Raw genomic sequence first — 18840 nt, forward strand, 5'->3', positions numbered from 1 at the left:
TTTCTTGTATTAGCATAATTTGCTATGATACTATTTAGTATAGTTTGTCTACCGTGGGAGGAGGTAAGGGATGAATCGGATCTTCCGTAATACCATCTTTTATTTATTGATATTTTTAGTCATTATCGGAGTAGTGAGCTTCTTTAATGGAAATAACCAGCCAACTGAACAAATCTCTTACGATAAATTCATGCAGGAACTTGAGGCAGGCAATGTGGCAGGAACTCTGACGCTGCAGCCTGAACGAGGTGTGTATGAAGTAAGGGGCCAGATGAAGGGCCAGGAAGAGGGCAAAGGCTTCATTACTTATGTATGGAGCAACCCGGATACATTAAACCGCATTGAACAGACGGCTGCTGATGCAGATGTCGATATTAAACCTGCAAAAGAAACAAGCGGATGGGTAACGTTCTTTACATCCATCATTCCGTTCATCATTATTTTCATTCTGTTCTTCTTCTTGCTTAACCAGGCTCAGGGGGGCGGCAGCCGTGTCATGAACTTCGGCAAAAGCAAAGCGAAGCTGTATAACGAAGAAAAGAAGAAAGTCCGCTTCAAGGATGTTGCGGGTGCAGATGAAGAAAAGCAAGAGCTAGTCGAGGTTGTTGAGTTCCTTAAGGACCCTCGTAAGTTCGCCGAGCTTGGAGCGCGTATACCAAAGGGAATCCTGTTGGTAGGACCTCCAGGAACCGGTAAAACATTGCTTGCACGTGCTGTTGCCGGGGAAGCGGGAGTACCGTTCTTCTCAATCAGCGGTTCCGACTTCGTAGAAATGTTTGTCGGTGTCGGTGCGTCACGTGTGCGTGATTTATTTGAAACAGCTAAAAAGAATGCTCCATGTATTATCTTCATCGATGAAATCGATGCTGTCGGCCGCCAGCGTGGTGCTGGTCTGGGCGGAGGGCACGATGAGCGTGAACAGACGCTCAACCAGTTGCTTGTTGAAATGGATGGATTTGGTGCCAACGAGGGAATCATCATCGTAGCGGCTACAAACCGCCCTGATATCCTTGACCCTGCATTGCTGCGTCCAGGCCGTTTCGACCGCCAGATTACAGTTGACCGCCCGGATGTCACTGGCCGTGAAGCTGTATTGAAGGTGCATGCGAGAAATAAACCACTTGATGAGTCTGTTAACTTAAAGAGTATTGCGGCTCGTACTCCAGGTTTCTCTGGAGCGGACCTTGAAAACTTGCTAAATGAAGCAGCGCTTGTTGCAGCCAGAAGGAATAAGAAGAAGATCGACATGTTGGATTTGGATGAAGCAACAGACCGCGTCATTGCCGGTCCTGCCAAAAAGACACGGGTCATCTCCAAAAAGGAAAGAAATATTGTTGCCTTCCATGAAGCCGGCCATACCGTCATCGGCGTCGTTCTTGATGAAGCCGAAATGGTCCACAAGGTAACGATTGTCCCTCGCGGACAGGCAGGCGGTTACGCTGTCATGCTTCCTAAGGAAGACCGTTACTTTATGACAAAGCCTGAACTTCTTGATAAAATCACCGGCCTCCTTGGCGGCCGTGTAGCGGAAGAAATCGTCTTTGGCGAAGTGAGCACTGGTGCCCACAATGACTTCCAGCGCGCGACAGGCATTGCGAGAAGAATGGTTACTGAATTCGGGATGAGTGATAAACTCGGACCATTGCAGTTCGGCCAGGCGCAGGGCCAGGTATTCCTTGGACGCGACCTGAATAATGAACAGAACTATTCAGATAAGATTGCTTATGAAATTGATGTGGAGATCCAAACCATTATCAAGGATTGTTATGCAAGGGCGAAGGACCTTCTTACAAAGCATCGTGATAAGCTTGATATTATCGCGAATACGCTTCTTGAAGTCGAAACGCTCGATGCAGAACAGATCAAGCATCTGATCGATCATGGACGTCTTCCTGAGCGCAGTGTGAGCCTGGATAATGACGACATGAAAGTGAACATCAACACGAAAAAGGATGAGCTGCCTGCAATCGAAGAGACTGACAGGACAGTTGACTCAGTCATTGAGGATCCAAAGGCAATCGACGAGAATCCAAAAGAATAAATTCATGAAGCAGGTGTCCTGTTACGGGACACCTGCTTATTTTTCTGGACGCTGTTCAGTTGGCAGGGACAATCAGAATCGGTTGACTTTATTTAGTGAATTCCCGGCGATTATGGTATGATATTTGCAGAATTGATTCAGAAAACTACTGATAAGTTGGTGAATAGCTTGATTTTTGTTTTTGACGTCGGGAATACAAATATCGTGTTGGGTGTTTATGAGCAGGAAGAGTTGAAACACCACTGGAGAATCGAAACAAACCGCCATAGAACAGAAGATGAGTTTGGGATGATCATCAAAAATCTTTTTGACCATGTCAATCTCTCTTTTTCTGATATAGATGGAATCATCATATCGTCCGTTGTACCGCCAATCATGTTCTCGCTTGAAAGAATGTGCCAGAAGTATTTCCACCTAAAACCATTAGTCGTTGGGCCTGGCATCAAGACAGGTCTTGACATCAAATACGAAAATCCGAGGGAAGTCGGTGCAGACCGAATCGTCAATGCAGTTGCGGCAATCCATGAATATGGCAGCCCGTTGATTATCGTCGATTTCGGAACAGCGACAACCTATTGTTATATCAATGACCATAATCAGTATATGGGCGGAGCGATTGCCCCGGGGATCGGCATCTCTACCGAAGCCCTTTATTCGCGTGCTGCCAAGCTTCCGAGGATTGAAATCAGCCGTCCGGATGACGTGATTGGCAAAAACACGGTGTCAGCGATGCAAGCGGGTATCCTGTATGGATATGTTGGGCAAGTAGAGGGAATAGTTAAACGGATGAAAGATAAGAGTGCGGTCACGACTAAAGTGATTGCCACTGGCGGACTGGCGAATTTAATCGCCCAGGAATCAACTGTCATTGATGTTGTCGATCCGTTTTTGACTTTAAAAGGACTGCAGCTTATCTATAAGCGCAACATGGATAAAAACAGCTAAGCTTCCTGGATGGGAGGACGCATTAAACTTTACAGCATGAAGGGAGTAGAACAATGAGTGATTATTTAGTAAAGGCACTTGCTTTTGATGGACAGGTCAGGGCGTATGCAGCAAAAACGACTGAAACTGTTGGAGAGGCACAGCGCCGCCATTATACATGGCCTGTTGCATCAGCCGCACTTGGCCGCACGATGACTGCTGGTGTGATGATGGGTGCGATGATGAAAGGCGAAGATAAATTAACGGTTAAAATCGAAGGCGGCGGTCCGCTTGGATTGATCCTCGTTGACAGCAATGCCAAAGGGGAAGTCAGAGGCTATGTTTCGAATCCTCATGTCCACTTCGACCTGAATGAGCATGGCAAGCTGGATGTAAGACAGGGTGTCGGTACAGACGGAACGCTTACGGTTGTAAAAGATCTTGGCTTGCGTGACTATTTTACGGGACAAGTTCCTATTGTTTCAGGAGAACTAGGTGAAGATTTCACTTATTACTTTGCGACATCTGAGCAGGTCAATTCTTCAGTTGGTGTCGGAGTGCTCGTCAATCCTGACAACTCAATCAAAGCGGCAGGCGGCTTCATCCTCCAATTGATGCCTGGAACGACAGAAGAAACGATTTCAGCAATCGAAAAGAGATTAGAATCCATTCCGCCGGTCTCGAAACTAATTGAAAAAGGCCTGTCTCCTGAGGAACTTTTAGAAGAACTGCTTGGCAAAGACAATGTCAAGTTCCTTGAGACGATGCCGGTTTCATTCGTGTGCAACTGTTCAAAAGACCGCTTCAGCAATGCACTGGTCAGTCTCGGAGCAGAAGAAATCCGTGATATGATCGATACAGAAGGACAGGCTGAAACGCATTGCCATTTCTGCAACGAAAAATATATGTTCACAAAAGAAGAACTGGAAGAGATAGAAAAAGAAGCAAAATAAGCAAGTGCTGGGGGAAGAGAAGTGGAAAAAAAGCAGCTTTGGTACATTATTGCCGGGTTAGCCATATTGAATGCAATCACTCTTGTCATGCTTCTGGCCAAGCCTGCAATCCTTGAAGGGAAGAAGGAGACAGTAGCGGAGGTTGGCAAGGAGTCGATCACCCGCCAGCAATGGCTCACCGAGCTGGAAGAACGGTATGGACAAGAGACGCTCAGGGACCTGATCGATCAGGAAGTGGTCAGGCAGATGGCTGACGAATATGGAATTGAATTATCCGACAAAGCAGTCGAACGGGAACTGACCATTTATAAGGCGATGTATTCGTCGCCAGGGAATGAACCTAAGAGCGAAGAAAAATGGAAGCAGCAGATCAAATACAGTTTGCTGCTTGAAGAACTGCTGACAAAGGATGTCCAAGTATCAAATGAGGATATGAAAACCTTCTATGATCAAAACAAGAGTCTCTTTGATATCCCTGCCTCGTATCATCTATCTCAAATCATTGTCGAAACGAAACAAGATGCAGAATCTGCAGTGAAGGAGCTAAAGGATGGATCTAGCTTTGCCGCACTGGCGATGGAGCGTTCGATCGATGAGTTTTCTGCTAATGAGGGCGGCGACATAGGCTTTGTAACCGAAGAAGATGAACTCATTTCCCCGGAAGTGATTTCAGCGGCCAAATCCCTGAAACCTGAGGAATGGACCGGACCTGTAAAAGTGGAAAATGGCTATGCGATTGTTTACCTGCACGAAAAGCTGGAAGGCAAGAAATATAGCTTCAGCGAGGTCAAGAACCAGATCCGCAGACAGATAGCCCTGGAACAGATGGATATCCCTGTGTCTGCACGTGCATTTTGGAATGATGCCGAAGTCAGCTGGTTCTATGGCGAGACCGGCAAAAAATAATCATGGAAGCACCGGTTTTCACGACCGGTGCTTTCTTTCTATCATTCGCTCTGAGATGCGTTTTTCTTGTTTAGTGGGAGTAAAAATAGGATAGTTTAAAAAGGATGGGCAGAAGCCTGATATCTGTTTTTGTCGAAGCATACTGATTGACATAGACTAAAAGTACTGGTAAATTTTAATAAAACCAATTAAAATACTCGGATTAAGAGGTGGATAATATGGTACGTATTGCGAACTCGATTAATGAGCTGATTGGCCAAACACCGATTGTGAAACTGAACAGGCTGGTTGATGACCAAAGTGCCGATGTGTATCTGAAGCTTGAATACATGAACCCGGGAAGCAGTGTCAAGGATCGGATCGCACTTGCGATGATTGAGGATGCTGAAGGAAAGGGTGTCCTTAAGCAGGGAGATACAATCATTGAACCAACAAGCGGCAATACTGGGATCGGTCTTGCAATGGTGGCAGCTGCTAAGGGATATAAAGCCATTCTCGTCATGCCGGAAACGATGAGCATGGAGCGCCGTAACCTGCTGAGGGCATATGGGGCAGACCTTGTGCTGACTCCTGGTCCTGAAGGGATGGGCGGAGCGATTCGCAAGGCGGAGGAGCTGGCTAAGGAAAATGGCTATTTCATGCCTCAGCAGTTCGAGAATGAAGCCAATCCTACCATCCACGAAAGAACGACCGGTCCGGAAATCGTCCAGCAGATGGGTGACCAGCTTGATGCATTCATTGCAGGCATCGGGACAGGCGGAACAATCACGGGTGCAGGAACAGTTCTTCGCCAGAAGTATAAGGATATCAAAATTGTTGCTGTCGAACCGACAGACTCTCCCGTTTTATCAGGAGGAAAGCCGGGACCCCACAAAATCCAGGGGATTGGAGCAGGTTTCGTGCCTGGCGTCCTTGACACCGATGTATACGATGAAATCATCAAGGTGGAAAATGAACAGGCATTCGACTATGCCCGCCGTGCGGCAAAAGAAGAAGGCATCCTCGGAGGAATATCTTCTGGTGCGGCGATCTATGCAGCACTTGAAATTGCGAAAAAACTGGGCAAAGGCAAGAAAGTCCTTGCGATCATTCCAAGCAACGGGGAACGCTATCTGAGCACACCACTTTATCAATTCGATAACTAATATTTAACGGGAGGCAGGCCGGCAAAGCTTGCCTCTTTTTGCTGTGTCCAAGAATCCCACTTAAAAAACTGATCCTTTTTGTGCAAAATCCATGAATTTAAAAATGAAAGCGCGCCTTTCATAATGTATGATGGATAAAGAGAAAAAAATAGGGGTGACGAGCTTGCCGCACTACAGCATTCATACTCAAAGTATATCTTATACGGCTTCACGTTTTTTTCATCAATACGACCATATTGCCCAACAATATAAAGAGCATGTCATCCTCGAAAGTGGACGGGGCGGGCGTTACAGCATGGCTGCTTTCCGTCCGGAAATCACTTTTTCAGGAAAAGACCATAAATTGACGATTAGTAAGAATGGAATGACAACCACGCTTGAAGGGAATCCTCTTGACCTAATGAAGCGGGAAATGGAAGCCTTCCAGGTCCCGGAAGTGGAAGGTCTCCCAGATTTCCAGGGCGGGGCGATTGGCTATATCAGCTATGATTATGCCCGCTATATCGAAAAGCTTCCGCAAATGGCAAAGGATGATTCCTGCATACCAGAGATTTATTTTCAGGTGTATATGGAGTGGTTCGTGTTGGACCACCAGACAGAAACCCTATGGATCATGGCCCTGAATGAACCGGGCCAGGAAGAGCAGACAAAAGAAAGGCTGTCAGAGTGGCAAAAACGCTGGGAGGCTGGGATACCGGTGATGCTCGCGGAAAAAGCGGACAAGCCAGGCGCAGAGGAGCTGCATGTCTCGATGGATGAAGGCGCCTTTATTCAGGCAGTAGAAAGGATTCAGCAATACATTTCTCAGGGTGATGTCTTCCAGGTCAATCTATCTGTCAGGCAATCAAAGCCAATCGAAACAGAAGCGCTTGAAGTATATCGCCAGCTGCGCAAGCTGAACCCATCTCCGTATATGGGCTATTTGCATACAGAGGAGTTCCAGCTCGTCAGCGGGTCCCCAGAACTTTTGGCAAAAGTAAAGGGGTCGGAGGTCAGCACAAGGCCGATTGCCGGAACACGTTCAAGAGGAAGGACGGACCAGGAAGATCTGCAGCTTGCAAGTGAATTGATCAATAACGAAAAAGAACGGGCTGAACATGTCATGCTTGTCGATCTTGAACGGAATGACCTTGGCAGAGTGTGCAAATACGGAACGGTCGAGGTCAATGAATTCATGGTCATCGAAAAATACTCGCATGTAATGCATATCGTTTCGAATGTCAGGGGCGAGCTTGCAGAAGGTGAAACCTGGTTCGATGTTGTGAATGCAACCTTCCCCGGCGGAACGATTACAGGTGCTCCAAAGGTCAGGACGATGGAAATCATTGAAGAGCTTGAGCCGGTGCGGCGGGGCCCATATACTGGTTCGCTAGGCTGGATCGGGTTTAACGGCAATATGGAACTGAACATCATCATCCGCACGATGCTCGTCAAGGATGGGATGGCACATGTCCAGGCGGGAGCAGGCGTCGTCATTGACTCCATCCCGGCAAATGAATACAAGGAATCGTTAAAGAAAGCCATCGCGCTTTGGAAGGCAAAAGAGCTTGCGGAGGGAAACGCATGATTTTGATGATTGATAATTATGATTCATTCACATATAACCTGGTTCAATATCTTGGTGAAATGGGTGAAGAACTGAAGGTCATCCGCAATGACCAGACATCCATCCAGGGAATCGCAGAGCTGGATCCAAAGTTTTTGATGATCTCCCCGGGGCCGTGCAGTCCGAATGAAGCAGGCATCAGTTTGGAAGCCATCAAAAATTTCGCTGGCAAGACGCCGATCTTTGGTGTCTGCCTCGGCCATCAGTCCATTGCCCAGGTATTTGGCGGTGACGTTATCCGGGCGGAGCGGCTGATGCACGGAAAAACATCGATGGTCTACCACGACGGAAAGACTATTTTTGAAGGTGTGGAAAACCCATTCCCTGCGGCGCGCTATCATTCTCTCATTGTCAAAAAGGAAACCCTTCCGGACTGTCTTGAGATCTCAGCCTGGACGGAAGAAGGGGAAATCATGGCCATCCGCCATAAAACCCTGCCTGTGGAAGGCGTCCAGTTCCATCCCGAATCGATTTTGACAACTTCGGGAAAGCAGCTGCTGAGGAATTTCATTGCGCATTACAATTTAACGAAGGAAGTAAGCTTTTAATGAAACTCTATATAAATGGCCGGTTCATGGATAAGAATGAGGCAGCGATTTCCCCTTTTGACCATGGTTTTTTATATGGTTTGGGTGTCTTTGAAACCTTCAGAATCTACAATGGCCACCCGTTTTTGCTGGATGACCATCTGGAGCGGCTGAATGCCAGTCTGCGGATTCTGGACATCGAAGCTGAATTCACCAGGGATGAAACGGTCAAGATTCTGGATGCCCTTTTAGCAGAAAACTCTCTCACGGATGCGTATATCCGGTTTAATATCTCCGCAGGGAATGGAGAAATCGGCTTGCAGACGGAAAGCTATAATGAGCCAAATGTGATTGTTTTTGCAAAACCTATGCCACCGGCAGGCGAGATGAATGAGAAACAGGCCGTGCTGCTTGAGTTAAGGCGCAACACTCCAGAAGGAAGTGCCAGGTTGAAATCGCATCATTATCTCAATAACGTATTGGCCAAGCGTGAGGCGGGCCCTGCAATGGATACAGAGGGTGTTTTTTTGAATGATGAAGGTTTCCTGGCGGAAGGGATTGTCTCAAATCTATTTTGGTACAGGGATGGGATCTTGTTCACTCCGGCCGTCGATACCGGTATTTTGGATGGAGTAACCCGCAGGTTCGTCATCGAGTTGGCCCGTACAGCAGGCATTGAGGTACGTGAAGGCTTTTACAAAAAAGAGGAAGCGGAAGCAGCCGGCGAAATCTTCCTGACGAACTCGATCCAGGAAATCGTCCCGGTCACTTCTTTTTCAGGTAAAAGTTTTCCTGGGAAATCTGGCGAGATTGTCAGAAGTCTATTTGGGCGATATGAAGTACTGCGGGAAACGCTATGGAGCAGAACACAATTGGATGGAGGACTCGCAAAATGAAAACTGTGATAAAAGCTGGTCCATATACATTGGATTACAGCAATCAAACGTTGATCATGGGAATCTTGAATGTAACGCCCGATTCGTTTTCGGATGGCGGCAAGTACAACCACCTTGAAACTTCCGTGGTCCGCGCGAAGCAAATGATGGGGGACGGAGCACATATCCTCGATATCGGCGGTGAATCGACCAGGCCTGGTTATGAACGGATTTCGGATGAAGAGGAGATCAGCAGGGTGGTACCTGCAATCGAAGCAATCACAGAGGAATTGCAGGCACCGATCTCCATCGATACCTATAAATCAAAGGTTGCCAAAAGCGCGATCGACGCCGGAGCGGTGATCATCAATGATATCTGGGGAGCAAAGGAAGACCCTGAGATTGCCGATGTTGCAGCTGAAACGGGCGTGCCCATCATCCTGATGCATAATCGCAATGATCGAAACTATACTCATTTCATTCGGGACGTACTGAATGATCTATATGAAAGCATTACAATTGCCAAGAAAGCTGGCGTCAGTGATGAACAAATCATCCTGGACCCGGGTATTGGCTTTGCAAAAGACCTGGCAGAGAACCTGGAGATGATGCGCCATCTAGATACTCTTGTGTCACTGGGTTATCCAGTTCTGCTGGGCACCTCAAAAAAATCGATGATTGGCGGCGTGCTCGACCTTCCTGTTTCTGAACGGACGGAAGGAACAGGAGCGACAGTATGCTATGGAATCCAGAAGGGCTGCCAGATCGTCAGGATCCATGATGTAAAAGAAATGTCGCGAATGGCAAAAATGATGGATGCGATGATGGGGAAGGGTGAGTTCAGTGGATAAAATACATGTCAATCAAATGGAGTTTTACGGCTACCATGGTGTGTTTCCTGAAGAAACAAGGCTTGGCCAGAGGTTTGCGGTGGATTTGACGGTGGAGCTGGACCTATCGAGAGCTGGGAAAAGTGATGAACTTCAGCATTCCATCAACTACGCTGACTTATATCAAGTATGCAAAGATATTGTGGAAGGCAAACCATACAAGCTGGTGGAAGCCATTGCTGAGAAGATTGCCGGCACCATTCTCGATCAGTTTTCGCTTGTCGAAGCATGCCATGTAAAAGTCATCAAGCCAGACCCGCCAATACCGGGACACTATAAATCCGTCGCAGTCGAAATCACAAGGAGTAGATGACAGTGGAAAACATAGCATATATTGCGCTAGGGTCCAATATGGGTGACCGGTTCGGGTATTTGACACAGGCCATTATACTCCTTGAGGGCCATGAGGAAATTTCAGTGGTAAATACTTCTTCCATCTATGAGACGGATCCGGTTGGCTATACCGATCAGGATCAATTTTTAAATATGGCAATCGAAGTAAAGACAAGTCTCCCTCCTGTTGAACTCCTTGATACATGCCTGGAGATCGAATTGAAGCTTGGGAGAAAAAGGGAAATAAAGTGGGGTCCCAGAACTTTAGACCTTGACATCTTGCTGTATAATCACGAAAATATTGAAACAGAGAAGCTTACAATTCCGCACCCTCGGATGAGCGAACGCGCATTTGTAATCCTTCCATTGCTTGAAATGGATCCACATATCACGCTCCCATCCACCGGGGAGCCACTGGCAAACGATTTACTAAGTATACCGGATAGAGAAGGAGTACGAATATGGAAGCAGAAAAATGGGGAAGACGTATTCGCGCTTATCGAAAGCTGAAGGGTTACACACAGGAAGGCTTCGCAAAAGAGCTTGGCATTTCGGTTTCAGTCCTCGGAGAAATCGAACGGGGAAACAGAATGCCTCATGAAAAATTGATTGCCAGAATCGCAGAGTTTCTGGATGTCGGATTGGATGAGTTAACCCCGCAGTAGGGTTTAAGTGATTCTTTACCATCGTGATTGTGGTTTTCCGCTTCGTGTGGAACTCAACAGGACGAAAAGAAGGAGGAAGGACATGCTTAAGATTGGCGATATTGAGATGAAGAACCAGGTCGTGCTTGCGCCAATGGCTGGCGTCTGCAACTCTGCGTTCCGTCTGACGGTAAAAGAATTCGGCGCAGGACTTGTATGTGCGGAAATGGTCAGCGATAAAGGAATTGTTCTGCAAAACGATCGGACACTCGATATGTTATATATAGATGAACGTGAAAAGCCGCTCAGCCTGCAGATTTTTGGCGGCGAAAAAGAAACGCTTGTCCAGGCGGCCAAATATGTCGACAAAAATACGAATGCCGATATCATTGATATCAATATGGGCTGCCCTGTACCGAAGATCATAAAATGTGATGCAGGTGCGAAATGGCTTCTTGACCCAAACAAAATCTATGAAATGGTATCTGCTGTTGTTGATGCCGTTGATAAGCCGGTAACGGTTAAAATGCGCATGGGCTGGGATGACGAACATATTTTCGCCATAGAGAATGCCCGCGCTGTAGAACGAGCTGGGGGTAAGGCGATAGCCCTTCACGGCCGTACACGTGTCCAGATGTATGAAGGACAAGCGAACTGGGACATCATCCGTGATGTCAAGCAGGCAGTAACCATTCCTGTGATTGGCAATGGTGATGTCCAGACGCCTCAGGATGCAAAGAGAATGCTTGATGAAACAGGAGTGGACGGAGTGATGATCGGCCGCGCGGCTCTCGGTAACCCGTGGATGATTTACCGCACGGTTAAATACCTGGAAACAGGCGAATTGATGGGTGAACCGACCGCCCGCGAGAAGATCGATGTCAGCATCCTTCACCTGGACCGCCTGATCGCACTGAAAAATGAACACATAGCTGTCCGCGAAATGCGCAAACATGCTGCATGGTATATGAAAGGCATCCGCGGCAACGCAAGGATTCGCAATGGGATCAATGAATGCACAACGAGAGACCAATATGCCAGCTTAGTAAGAAACTTCGCTGATGAAGTGGAAACAGAAGAGCAAAATGCACATCAGGTTGGATAAAAATTGACATTAACCATCACATTTCCTATAATACCTTTATCCTTAAATGTAACTGCCAGTGGTCAAACTGGCAGTTTTTATTCTATTTAAGAGATTTTTAATGTCTGAATACGTTTGTTTGTGTAAAATAATAAAAGTATCCACCAAACATAATCAGGATTACATATTAAATTTAATTATATATTGGAGTGAAAGCGACATGAGTCATGAAGAATTAAACGACCAGCTCAGAGTCAGAAGGGAAAAAATGAGTGCATTGCGTGAAAAGGGCATGGACCCATTCGGCAAAAGATTCGAGCGCACCCATCTTACTGAAGAGCTGATCAGCGAATATGGTGAATTGGAAAAAGAAGAAATCGAGACAAAGAATGTCGCGGTGAAGATTGCTGGACGGATCATGACGAAGCGCGGAAAAGGAAAAGCAGGCTTTGCACACATCCAGGACCTAGCTGGCCAGATCCAGATTTATGTCCGCCAGGATGCAGTCGGCGAAGAACAATACGAAGTTTTTGACTCTGCTGACCTTGGTGATATTGTCGGTGTTGAGGGAACCCTTTTCAAAACCAAAGTTGGCGAACTTTCCATAAAAGCTCAAAACTTTGTGTTCCTGTCAAAAGCACTGCGCCCGCTTCCTGAAAAGTTCCATGGACTCAAGGATGTCGAGCAGCGTTATCGCCAGCGTTATCTTGACCTTATTACGAGCAACGAAAGCAAGACGACATTCATCAACCGCAGCCGCATCATCCAGTCAATGCGCCGTTATCTTGATGGACAAGGATACCTTGAAGTGGAAACGCCATTAATGCACTCTATTGCCGGCGGAGCTTCAGCACGTCCTTTCATTACTCATCATAACGCTCTCGATATGCAGCTTTACATGCGGATCGCAATCGAGCTTCACTTGAAGCGCCTGATTGTCGGAGGCCTGGAAAAGGTATATGAAATCGGACGTGTATTCCGTAATGAAGGTGTATCGACAAGACATAATCCGGAATTCACCATGCTTGAGCTTTATGAGGCATATGCTGATTGGAGAGACATCATGTCCCTTACAGAGAACATGGTTGCGTACATTGCAGAGGATGTTCTCGGAACAACGACGATTCAGTATGGCGAATATGAAATCGACCTGAAGCCGGAGTGGAAGAGAGTTCACATGGTTGATGCGATTAAGGAACATACAGGAGTGGACTTCTGGCCGCAAATGAGCACAGAGGAAGCACGTGCGCTGGCGAAAGAACATGGAGTGGAAATCACTGAACATATGCAGTTCGGACACATCGTCAATGAATTCTTTGAGCAAAAAGTAGAAGAGCACCTGATCCAGCCTACATTCATTTACGGCCACCCGGTTGACATTTCTCCTTTGGCGAAAAAGAATGATGAGGACTCTCGCTTCACGGACCGCTTCGAATTGTTCATCGTTGCCAGGGAACATGCTAACGCGTTCACTGAGCTGAATGATCCAATCGATCAAAGGGAACGTTTTGAAGCGCAACTGAAAGAAAAAGAGCAAGGTAATGATGAAGCACATGAAATGGATGAAGACTTCATCGAAGCATTGGAATATGGGATGCCGCCAACAGGCGGACTGGGAATTGGGATCGACCGGCTTGTTATGCTGCTGACCAATTCACCATCCATCAGGGATGTACTGTTATTCCCATTGATGCGCCATCGTTAATAATATTGGAAGGCAAAACGGCAATCGTCGTTTTGCCTTTTATTTTTGTGAAGTATATAGGTGGATTCGTCAATAGATTTGCCTACAGAAATATGAATTATCTTTCTTTTGTTTCTGTGAATAAAAATCTAAAAAAGAGGTTGCTATTGAAGAATAAAGGTGCTATATTTATATCTGTTGCTGCGAGCTACTTAGTTAGCAACAAAGAAAATGAAAAAAACTTATTGACATCGGGTTTTGAACCTGATAGTATATAAGAGTTGCTTCTGACGGAGCAACAAACAAATATTGTTCTTTGAAAACTAAACAAACAAGCGTCAACAAACAATAAATTATCATGCTTCTATTAATAGAAGACATGAGCCAACGTTTTAACTTATGAGCTAACTCATAACTCTTTCTTGGAGAGTTTGATCCTGGCTCAGGACGAACGCTGGCGGCGTGCCTAATACATGCAAGTCGAGCGGATCTTCATTAGCTTGCTTTTGAAGATCAGCGGCGGACGGGTGAGTAACACGTGGGCAACCTGCCTGTAAGACTGGGATAACTTCGGGAAACCGGAGCTAATACCGGATAATCCTTTCCCTCACATGAGGGAAAGCTGAAAGACGGTTTCGGCTGTCACTTACAGATGGGCCCGCGGCGCATTAGCTAGTTGGTGAGGTAACGGCTCACCAAGGCAACGATGCGTAGCCGACCTGAGAGGGTGATCGGCCACACTGGGACTGAGACACGGCCCAGACTCCTACGGGAGGCAGCAGTAGGGAATCTTCCGCAATGGACGAAAGTCTGACGGAGCAACGCCGCGTGAACGATGAAGGCTTTCGGGTCGTAAAGTTCTGTTGTCAGGGAAGAACAAGTACCGGAGTAACTGCCGGTACCTTGACGGTACCTGACCAGAAAGCCACGGCTAACTACGTGCCAGCAGCCGCGGTAATACGTAGGTGGCAAGCGTTGTCCGGAATTATTGGGCGTAAAGCGCGCGCAGGCGGTTCCTTAAGTCTGATGTGAAAGCCCCCGGCTCAACCGGGGAGGGTCATTGGAAACTGGGGAACTTGAGTGCAGAAGAGGAGAGCGGAATTCCACGTGTAGCGGTGAAATGCGTAGAGATGTGGAGGAACACCAGTGGCGAAGGCGGCTCTCTGGTCTGTAACTGACGCTGAGGCGCGAAAGCGTGGGGAGCGAACAGGATTAGATACCCTGGTAGTCCACGCCGTAAACGATGAGTGCTAAGTGTTAGAGGGTTTCCGCCCTTTAGTGCTGCAGCAAACGCATTAAGCACTCCGCCTGGGGAGTACGGCCGCAAGGCTGAAACTCAAAGGAATTGACGGGGGCCCGCACAAGCGGTGGAGCATGTGGTTTAATTCGAAGCAACGCGAAGAACCTTACCAGGTCTTGACATCCTCTGACAACCCTAGAGATAGGGCGTTCCCCTTCGGGGGACAGAGTGACAGGTGGTGCATGGTTGTCGTCAGCTCGTGTCGTGAGATGTTGGGTTAAGTCCCGCAACGAGCGCAACCCTTGATCTTAGTTGCCAGCATTCAGTTGGGCACTCTAAGGTGACTGCCGGTGACAAACCGGAGGAAGGTGGGGATGACGTCAAATCATCATGCCCCTTATGACCTGGGCTACACACGTGCTACAATGGATGGAACAAAGGGTCGCGAAGCCGCGAGGTGAAGCCAATCCCATAAATCCATTCTCAGTTCGGATTGCAGGCTGCAACTCGCCTGCATGAAGCCGGAATCGCTAGTAATCGCGGATCAGCATGCCGCGGTGAATACGTTCCCGGGCCTTGTACACACCGCCCGTCACACCACGAGAGTTTGTAACACCCGAAGTCGGTGGGGTAACCTTTTGGAGCCAGCCGCCTAAGGTGGGACAGATGATTGGGGTGAAGTCGTAACAAGGTAGCCGTATCGGAAGGTGCGGCTGGATCACCTCCTTTCTAAGGATATTGCCTAAGGGCAATCGGAATGCGAATCTTTCGATTCGTACTGTGGATGTAATCCACATAGTTGTACGCTTGTTTGTTTAGTTTTGAGGGAGCAATTCTCTCAAGACTTTTTTGTTCCTTGAAAACTAGATAATCGTAAGTAAGAAGAACCAAGAAGAAAACCGAGTGATCGCCATTTTAGTTTTCTCTCTATTCAATTAGAGAAATGACCTTTTAGGTTAAGTTAGAAAGGGCGCACGGTGGATGCCTTGGCACTAGGAGCCGATGAAGGACGGGACTAACACCGATATGCTTCGGGGAGCTGTAAGTAAGCTTTGATCCGGAGATTTCCGAATGGGGAAACCCACTGTTCGTAATGGAACAGTATCTTTACCTGAATACATAGGGTATTGAAGGCAGACCCGGGGAACTGAAACATCTAAGTACCCGGAGGAAGAGAAAGCAAACGCGATTCCCTGAGTAGCGGCGAGCGAAACGGGACATAGCCCAAACCAAGAGGCTTGCCTCTTGGGGTTGTAGGACACTCTACATGGAGTTACAAAGGAACGGGGTAGATGAAGTGGTCTGGAAAGGCCCGTCAGAGAAGGTAAAAACCCTGTAGTTGAAACTTCGTTCCCTCCTGAGTGGATCCTGAGTACGGCGGGACACGAGAAATCCCGTCGGAAGCTGGGAGGACCATCTCCCAAGGCTAAATACTCCCTAGTGACCGATAGTGAACCAGTACCGTGAGGGAAAGGTGAAAAGCACCCCGGAAGGGGAGTGAAAGAGATCCTGAAACCGTGTGCCTACAAGTAGTCAGAGCCCGTTCATGGGTGATGGCGTGCCTTTTGTAGAATGAACCGGCGAGTTACGATTACATGCAAGGTTAAGTTGAGAAGACGGAGCCGCAGCGAAAGCGAGTCTGAATAGGGCGAATGAGTATGTGGTCGTAGACCCGAAACCAGGTGATCTACCCATGTCCAGGGTGAAGGTTGGGTAACACCAACTGGAGGCCCGAACCCACGCACGTTGAAAAGTGCGGGGATGAGGTGTGGGTAGCGGAGAAATTCCAATCGAACTTGGAGATAGCTGGTTCTCTCCGAAATAGCTTTAGGGCTAGCCTCACGTTGTAAGAGTCTTGGAGGTAGAGCACTGTTTGGACTAGGGGCCCTCATCGGGTTACCGAATTCAGACAAACTCCGAATGCCAAAGACTTATCCGTGGGAGTCAGACTGCGAGTGATAAGATCCGTAGTCAAAAGGGAAACAGCCCAGACCACCAGCTAAGGTCCCAAAGTATACGTTAAGTGGAAAAGGATGTGGAGTTGCTTAGACAACCAGGATGTTGGCTTAGAAGCAGCCACCATTTAAAGAGTGCGTAATAGCTCACTGGTCGAGTGACTCTGCGCCGAAAATGTACCGGGGCTAAACGTATCACCGAAGCTGTGGATTGACATCTTAGATGTCAGTGGTAGGAGAGCGTTCTAAGGGCGTTGAAGTCAGACCGTAAGGACTGGTGGAGCGCTTAGAAGTGAGAATGCCGGTATGAGTAGCGAAAGATGGGTGAGAATCCCATCCACCGAATGCCTAAGGTTTCCTGAGGAAGGCTCGTCCTCTCAGGGTTAGTCGGGACCTAAGCCGAGGCCGAAAGGCGTAGGCGATGGACAACAGGTTGATATTCCTGTACCACCTCTTTATCGTTTGAGCGACGGGGGGACGCAGGAGGATAGGGTAAGCGCGCTGTTGGATATGCGCGTCTAAGCAGTTAGGCTGCAAGTGAGGCAAATCCCGCTTGCGTGAAGGCTGAGCTGTGACAGCGAGGGAAATATAGTACCGAAGTTCCTGATTCCACACTGCCAAGAAAAGCCTCTAGCGAGATAAAAGGTGCCCGTACCGCAAACCGACACAGGTAGGCGAGGAGAGAATCCTAAGGTGAGCGAGAGAACTCTCGTTAAGGAACTCGGCAAAATGACCCCGTAACTTCGGGAGAAGGGGTGCTCATTTGGGTGAATAGCCCGGATGAGCCGCAGTGAATAGGCCCAGGCGACTGTTTAGCAAAAACACAGGTCTCTGCGAAGCCGCAAGGCGAAGTATAGGGGCTGACGCCTGCCCGGTGCTGGAAGGTTAAGAGGAGGGGTTAGCTCACGCGAAGCTCTGAATCGAAGCCCCAGTAAACGGCGGCCGTAACTATAACGGTCCTAAGGTAGCGAAATTCCTTGTCGGGTAAGTTCCGACCCGCACGAAAGGCGTAACGATCTGGGCACTGTCTCAACGAGAGACTCGGTGAAATTATAGTACCTGTGAAGATGCAGGTTACCCGCGACAGGACGGAAAGACCCCGTGGAGCTTTACTGTAGCCTGATATTGAATTTTGGTACAGCTTGTACAGGATAGGTAGGAGCCTGAGAAACCGGAGCGCCAGCTTCGGTGGAGGCGTCGGTGGGATACTACCCTGGCTGTATTGAAATTCTAACCCGCGCCCCTGATCGGGGCGGGAGACAGTGTCAGGTGGGCAGTTTGACTGGGGCGGTCGCCTCCTAAAGAGTAACGGAGGCGCCCAAAGGTTCCCTCAGAATGGTTGGAAATCATTCGCAGAGTGTAAAGGCACAAGGGAGCTTGACTGCGAGACCTACAAGTCGAGCAGGGACGAAAGTCGGGCTTAGTGATCCGGTGGTTCCGCATGGAAGGGCCATCGCTCAACGGATAAAAGCTACCCCGGGGATAACAGGCTTATCTCCCCCAAGAGTCCACATCGACGGGGAGGTTTGGCACCTCGATGTCGGCTCATCGCATCCTGGGGCTGTAGTCGGTCCCAAGGGTTGGGCTGTTCGCCCATTAAAGCGGTACGCGAGCTGGGTTCAGAACGTCGTGAGACAGTTCGGTCCCTATCCGTCGTGGGCGCAGGAAATTTGAGAGGAGCTGTCCTTAGTACGAGAGGACCGGGATGGACGCACCGCTGGTGTACCAGTTGTCTTGCCAAAGGCATCGCTGGGTAGCTATGTGCGGACGGGATAAGTGCTGAAAGCATCTAAGCATGAAGCCCCCCTCAAGATGAGATTTCCCATAGCGCAAGCTAGTAAGAACCCTGAAAGATGATCAGGTTGATAGGTCAGAGGTGGAAGCGCGGTGACGTGTGGAGCTGACTGATACTAATCGTTCGAGGACTTAACCAAATTGATCATTCGATTCTCTTGATTTCTTCTTACACATTATCTAGTTTTGAGGGTACAAAGTTTTTTGCGGTAGCAAAATAACTAAAACCTCAAACCAAA

Annotated in this window: 14 protein-coding genes and 2 rRNA genes; all 16 read left to right on the forward strand. The window is 48.1% G+C overall.

What is annotated here, in order from left to right:
- Positions 1 to 70 precede the first annotated feature (70 nt).
- Positions 71 to 2041: an ATP-dependent zinc metalloprotease FtsH gene (gene ftsH, locus QNH36_RS00410; RefSeq protein ID WP_144481410.1), complete on the forward strand. Its 1971-nt coding sequence runs from the start codon at positions 71 to 73 to the stop codon at positions 2039 to 2041.
- A 168-nt stretch (positions 2042 to 2209) separates the two neighbouring features.
- Positions 2210 to 2986 (forward strand): type III pantothenate kinase, encoded by a 777-nt coding sequence (locus QNH36_RS00415; protein ID WP_186326893.1) that lies wholly within the window; start codon positions 2210 to 2212, stop codon positions 2984 to 2986.
- A gap of 53 nt (positions 2987 to 3039) precedes the next feature.
- Positions 3040 to 3918 carry an Hsp33 family molecular chaperone HslO gene (gene hslO, locus QNH36_RS00420; RefSeq protein WP_144481408.1) on the forward strand — a complete coding sequence of 293 codons (879 nt, stop codon included), beginning with the start codon at positions 3040 to 3042 and terminating at the stop codon, positions 3916 to 3918.
- 21 nt (positions 3919 to 3939) lie between these two features.
- The gene (locus tag QNH36_RS00425) at positions 3940 to 4824 is read left to right on the forward strand and encodes a peptidyl-prolyl cis-trans isomerase (protein ID WP_283904452.1); all 885 of its coding nucleotides are present in this window, start codon (positions 3940 to 3942) and stop codon (positions 4822 to 4824) included.
- Between the two features lie 218 nt (positions 4825 to 5042).
- Entirely contained in the window at positions 5043 to 5969 is a 927-nt protein-coding gene (cysK, locus tag QNH36_RS00430) for a cysteine synthase A (RefSeq protein WP_283904453.1), read from the forward strand.
- A 163-nt stretch (positions 5970 to 6132) separates the two neighbouring features.
- Positions 6133 to 7536, forward strand: coding sequence for an aminodeoxychorismate synthase, component I (gene pabB, locus QNH36_RS00435; protein ID WP_481825298.1), 1404 nt, complete (start codon positions 6133 to 6135; stop codon positions 7534 to 7536).
- Positions 7533 to 8123: an aminodeoxychorismate/anthranilate synthase component II gene (gene pabA, locus QNH36_RS00440; protein ID WP_283904454.1), complete on the forward strand. Its 591-nt coding sequence runs from the start codon at positions 7533 to 7535 to the stop codon at positions 8121 to 8123. The genes pabB and pabA overlap by 4 nt, the downstream gene beginning before the upstream one ends.
- The gene (gene pabC / locus QNH36_RS00445; protein ID WP_283904455.1) at positions 8123 to 8998 is read left to right on the forward strand and encodes an aminodeoxychorismate lyase; all 876 of its coding nucleotides are present in this window, start codon (positions 8123 to 8125) and stop codon (positions 8996 to 8998) included. Before pabA ends, pabC begins: the two co-directional genes overlap by 1 nt.
- A complete protein-coding gene (folP, locus tag QNH36_RS00450; protein ID WP_144481403.1) occupies positions 8995 to 9828 on the forward strand; it encodes a dihydropteroate synthase in 834 nt (277 codons plus the stop codon). The genes pabC and folP overlap by 4 nt, the downstream gene beginning before the upstream one ends.
- Positions 9821 to 10180: a dihydroneopterin aldolase gene (gene folB / locus QNH36_RS00455; protein WP_144481402.1), complete on the forward strand. Its 360-nt coding sequence runs from the start codon at positions 9821 to 9823 to the stop codon at positions 10178 to 10180. The genes folP and folB overlap by 8 nt, the downstream gene beginning before the upstream one ends.
- Before the next feature lie 2 nt (positions 10181 to 10182).
- Complete coding sequence (folK, locus tag QNH36_RS00460; protein WP_283904456.1) at positions 10183 to 10710, forward strand: 2-amino-4-hydroxy-6-hydroxymethyldihydropteridine diphosphokinase; 528 nt, start codon at positions 10183 to 10185, stop codon at positions 10708 to 10710.
- Positions 10662 to 10865, forward strand: a complete 204-nt coding sequence (locus QNH36_RS00465; protein ID WP_144481400.1) for a helix-turn-helix domain-containing protein — start codon at positions 10662 to 10664, stop codon at positions 10863 to 10865. Before folK ends, QNH36_RS00465 begins: the two co-directional genes overlap by 49 nt.
- Before the next feature lie 82 nt (positions 10866 to 10947).
- A complete protein-coding gene (gene dusB, locus QNH36_RS00470; protein ID WP_283904457.1) occupies positions 10948 to 11949 on the forward strand; it encodes a tRNA dihydrouridine synthase DusB in 1002 nt (333 codons plus the stop codon).
- A 199-nt stretch (positions 11950 to 12148) separates the two neighbouring features.
- Positions 12149 to 13633: a lysine--tRNA ligase gene (gene lysS / locus QNH36_RS00475; protein WP_144481398.1), complete on the forward strand. Its 1485-nt coding sequence runs from the start codon at positions 12149 to 12151 to the stop codon at positions 13631 to 13633.
- Positions 13634 to 14031: 398 nt separating this feature from the next.
- Positions 14032 to 15581: ribosomal RNA gene (locus tag QNH36_RS00480) — 16S ribosomal RNA — on the forward strand.
- Between the two features lie 225 nt (positions 15582 to 15806).
- A 23S ribosomal RNA gene (locus tag QNH36_RS00485) occupies positions 15807 to 18741 on the forward strand.
- The 16S and 23S rRNA genes sit together here, the layout of an rRNA operon.
- The last annotated feature ends 99 nt before the right edge of the window (positions 18742 to 18840 follow it).

Origin of the sequence: Mesobacillus sp. AQ2, from assembly GCF_030122805.1 — a bacterium.
Taxonomy (GTDB): Bacteria; Bacillota; Bacilli; order Bacillales; family Cytobacillaceae; genus Mesobacillus; species Mesobacillus oceanisediminis_A.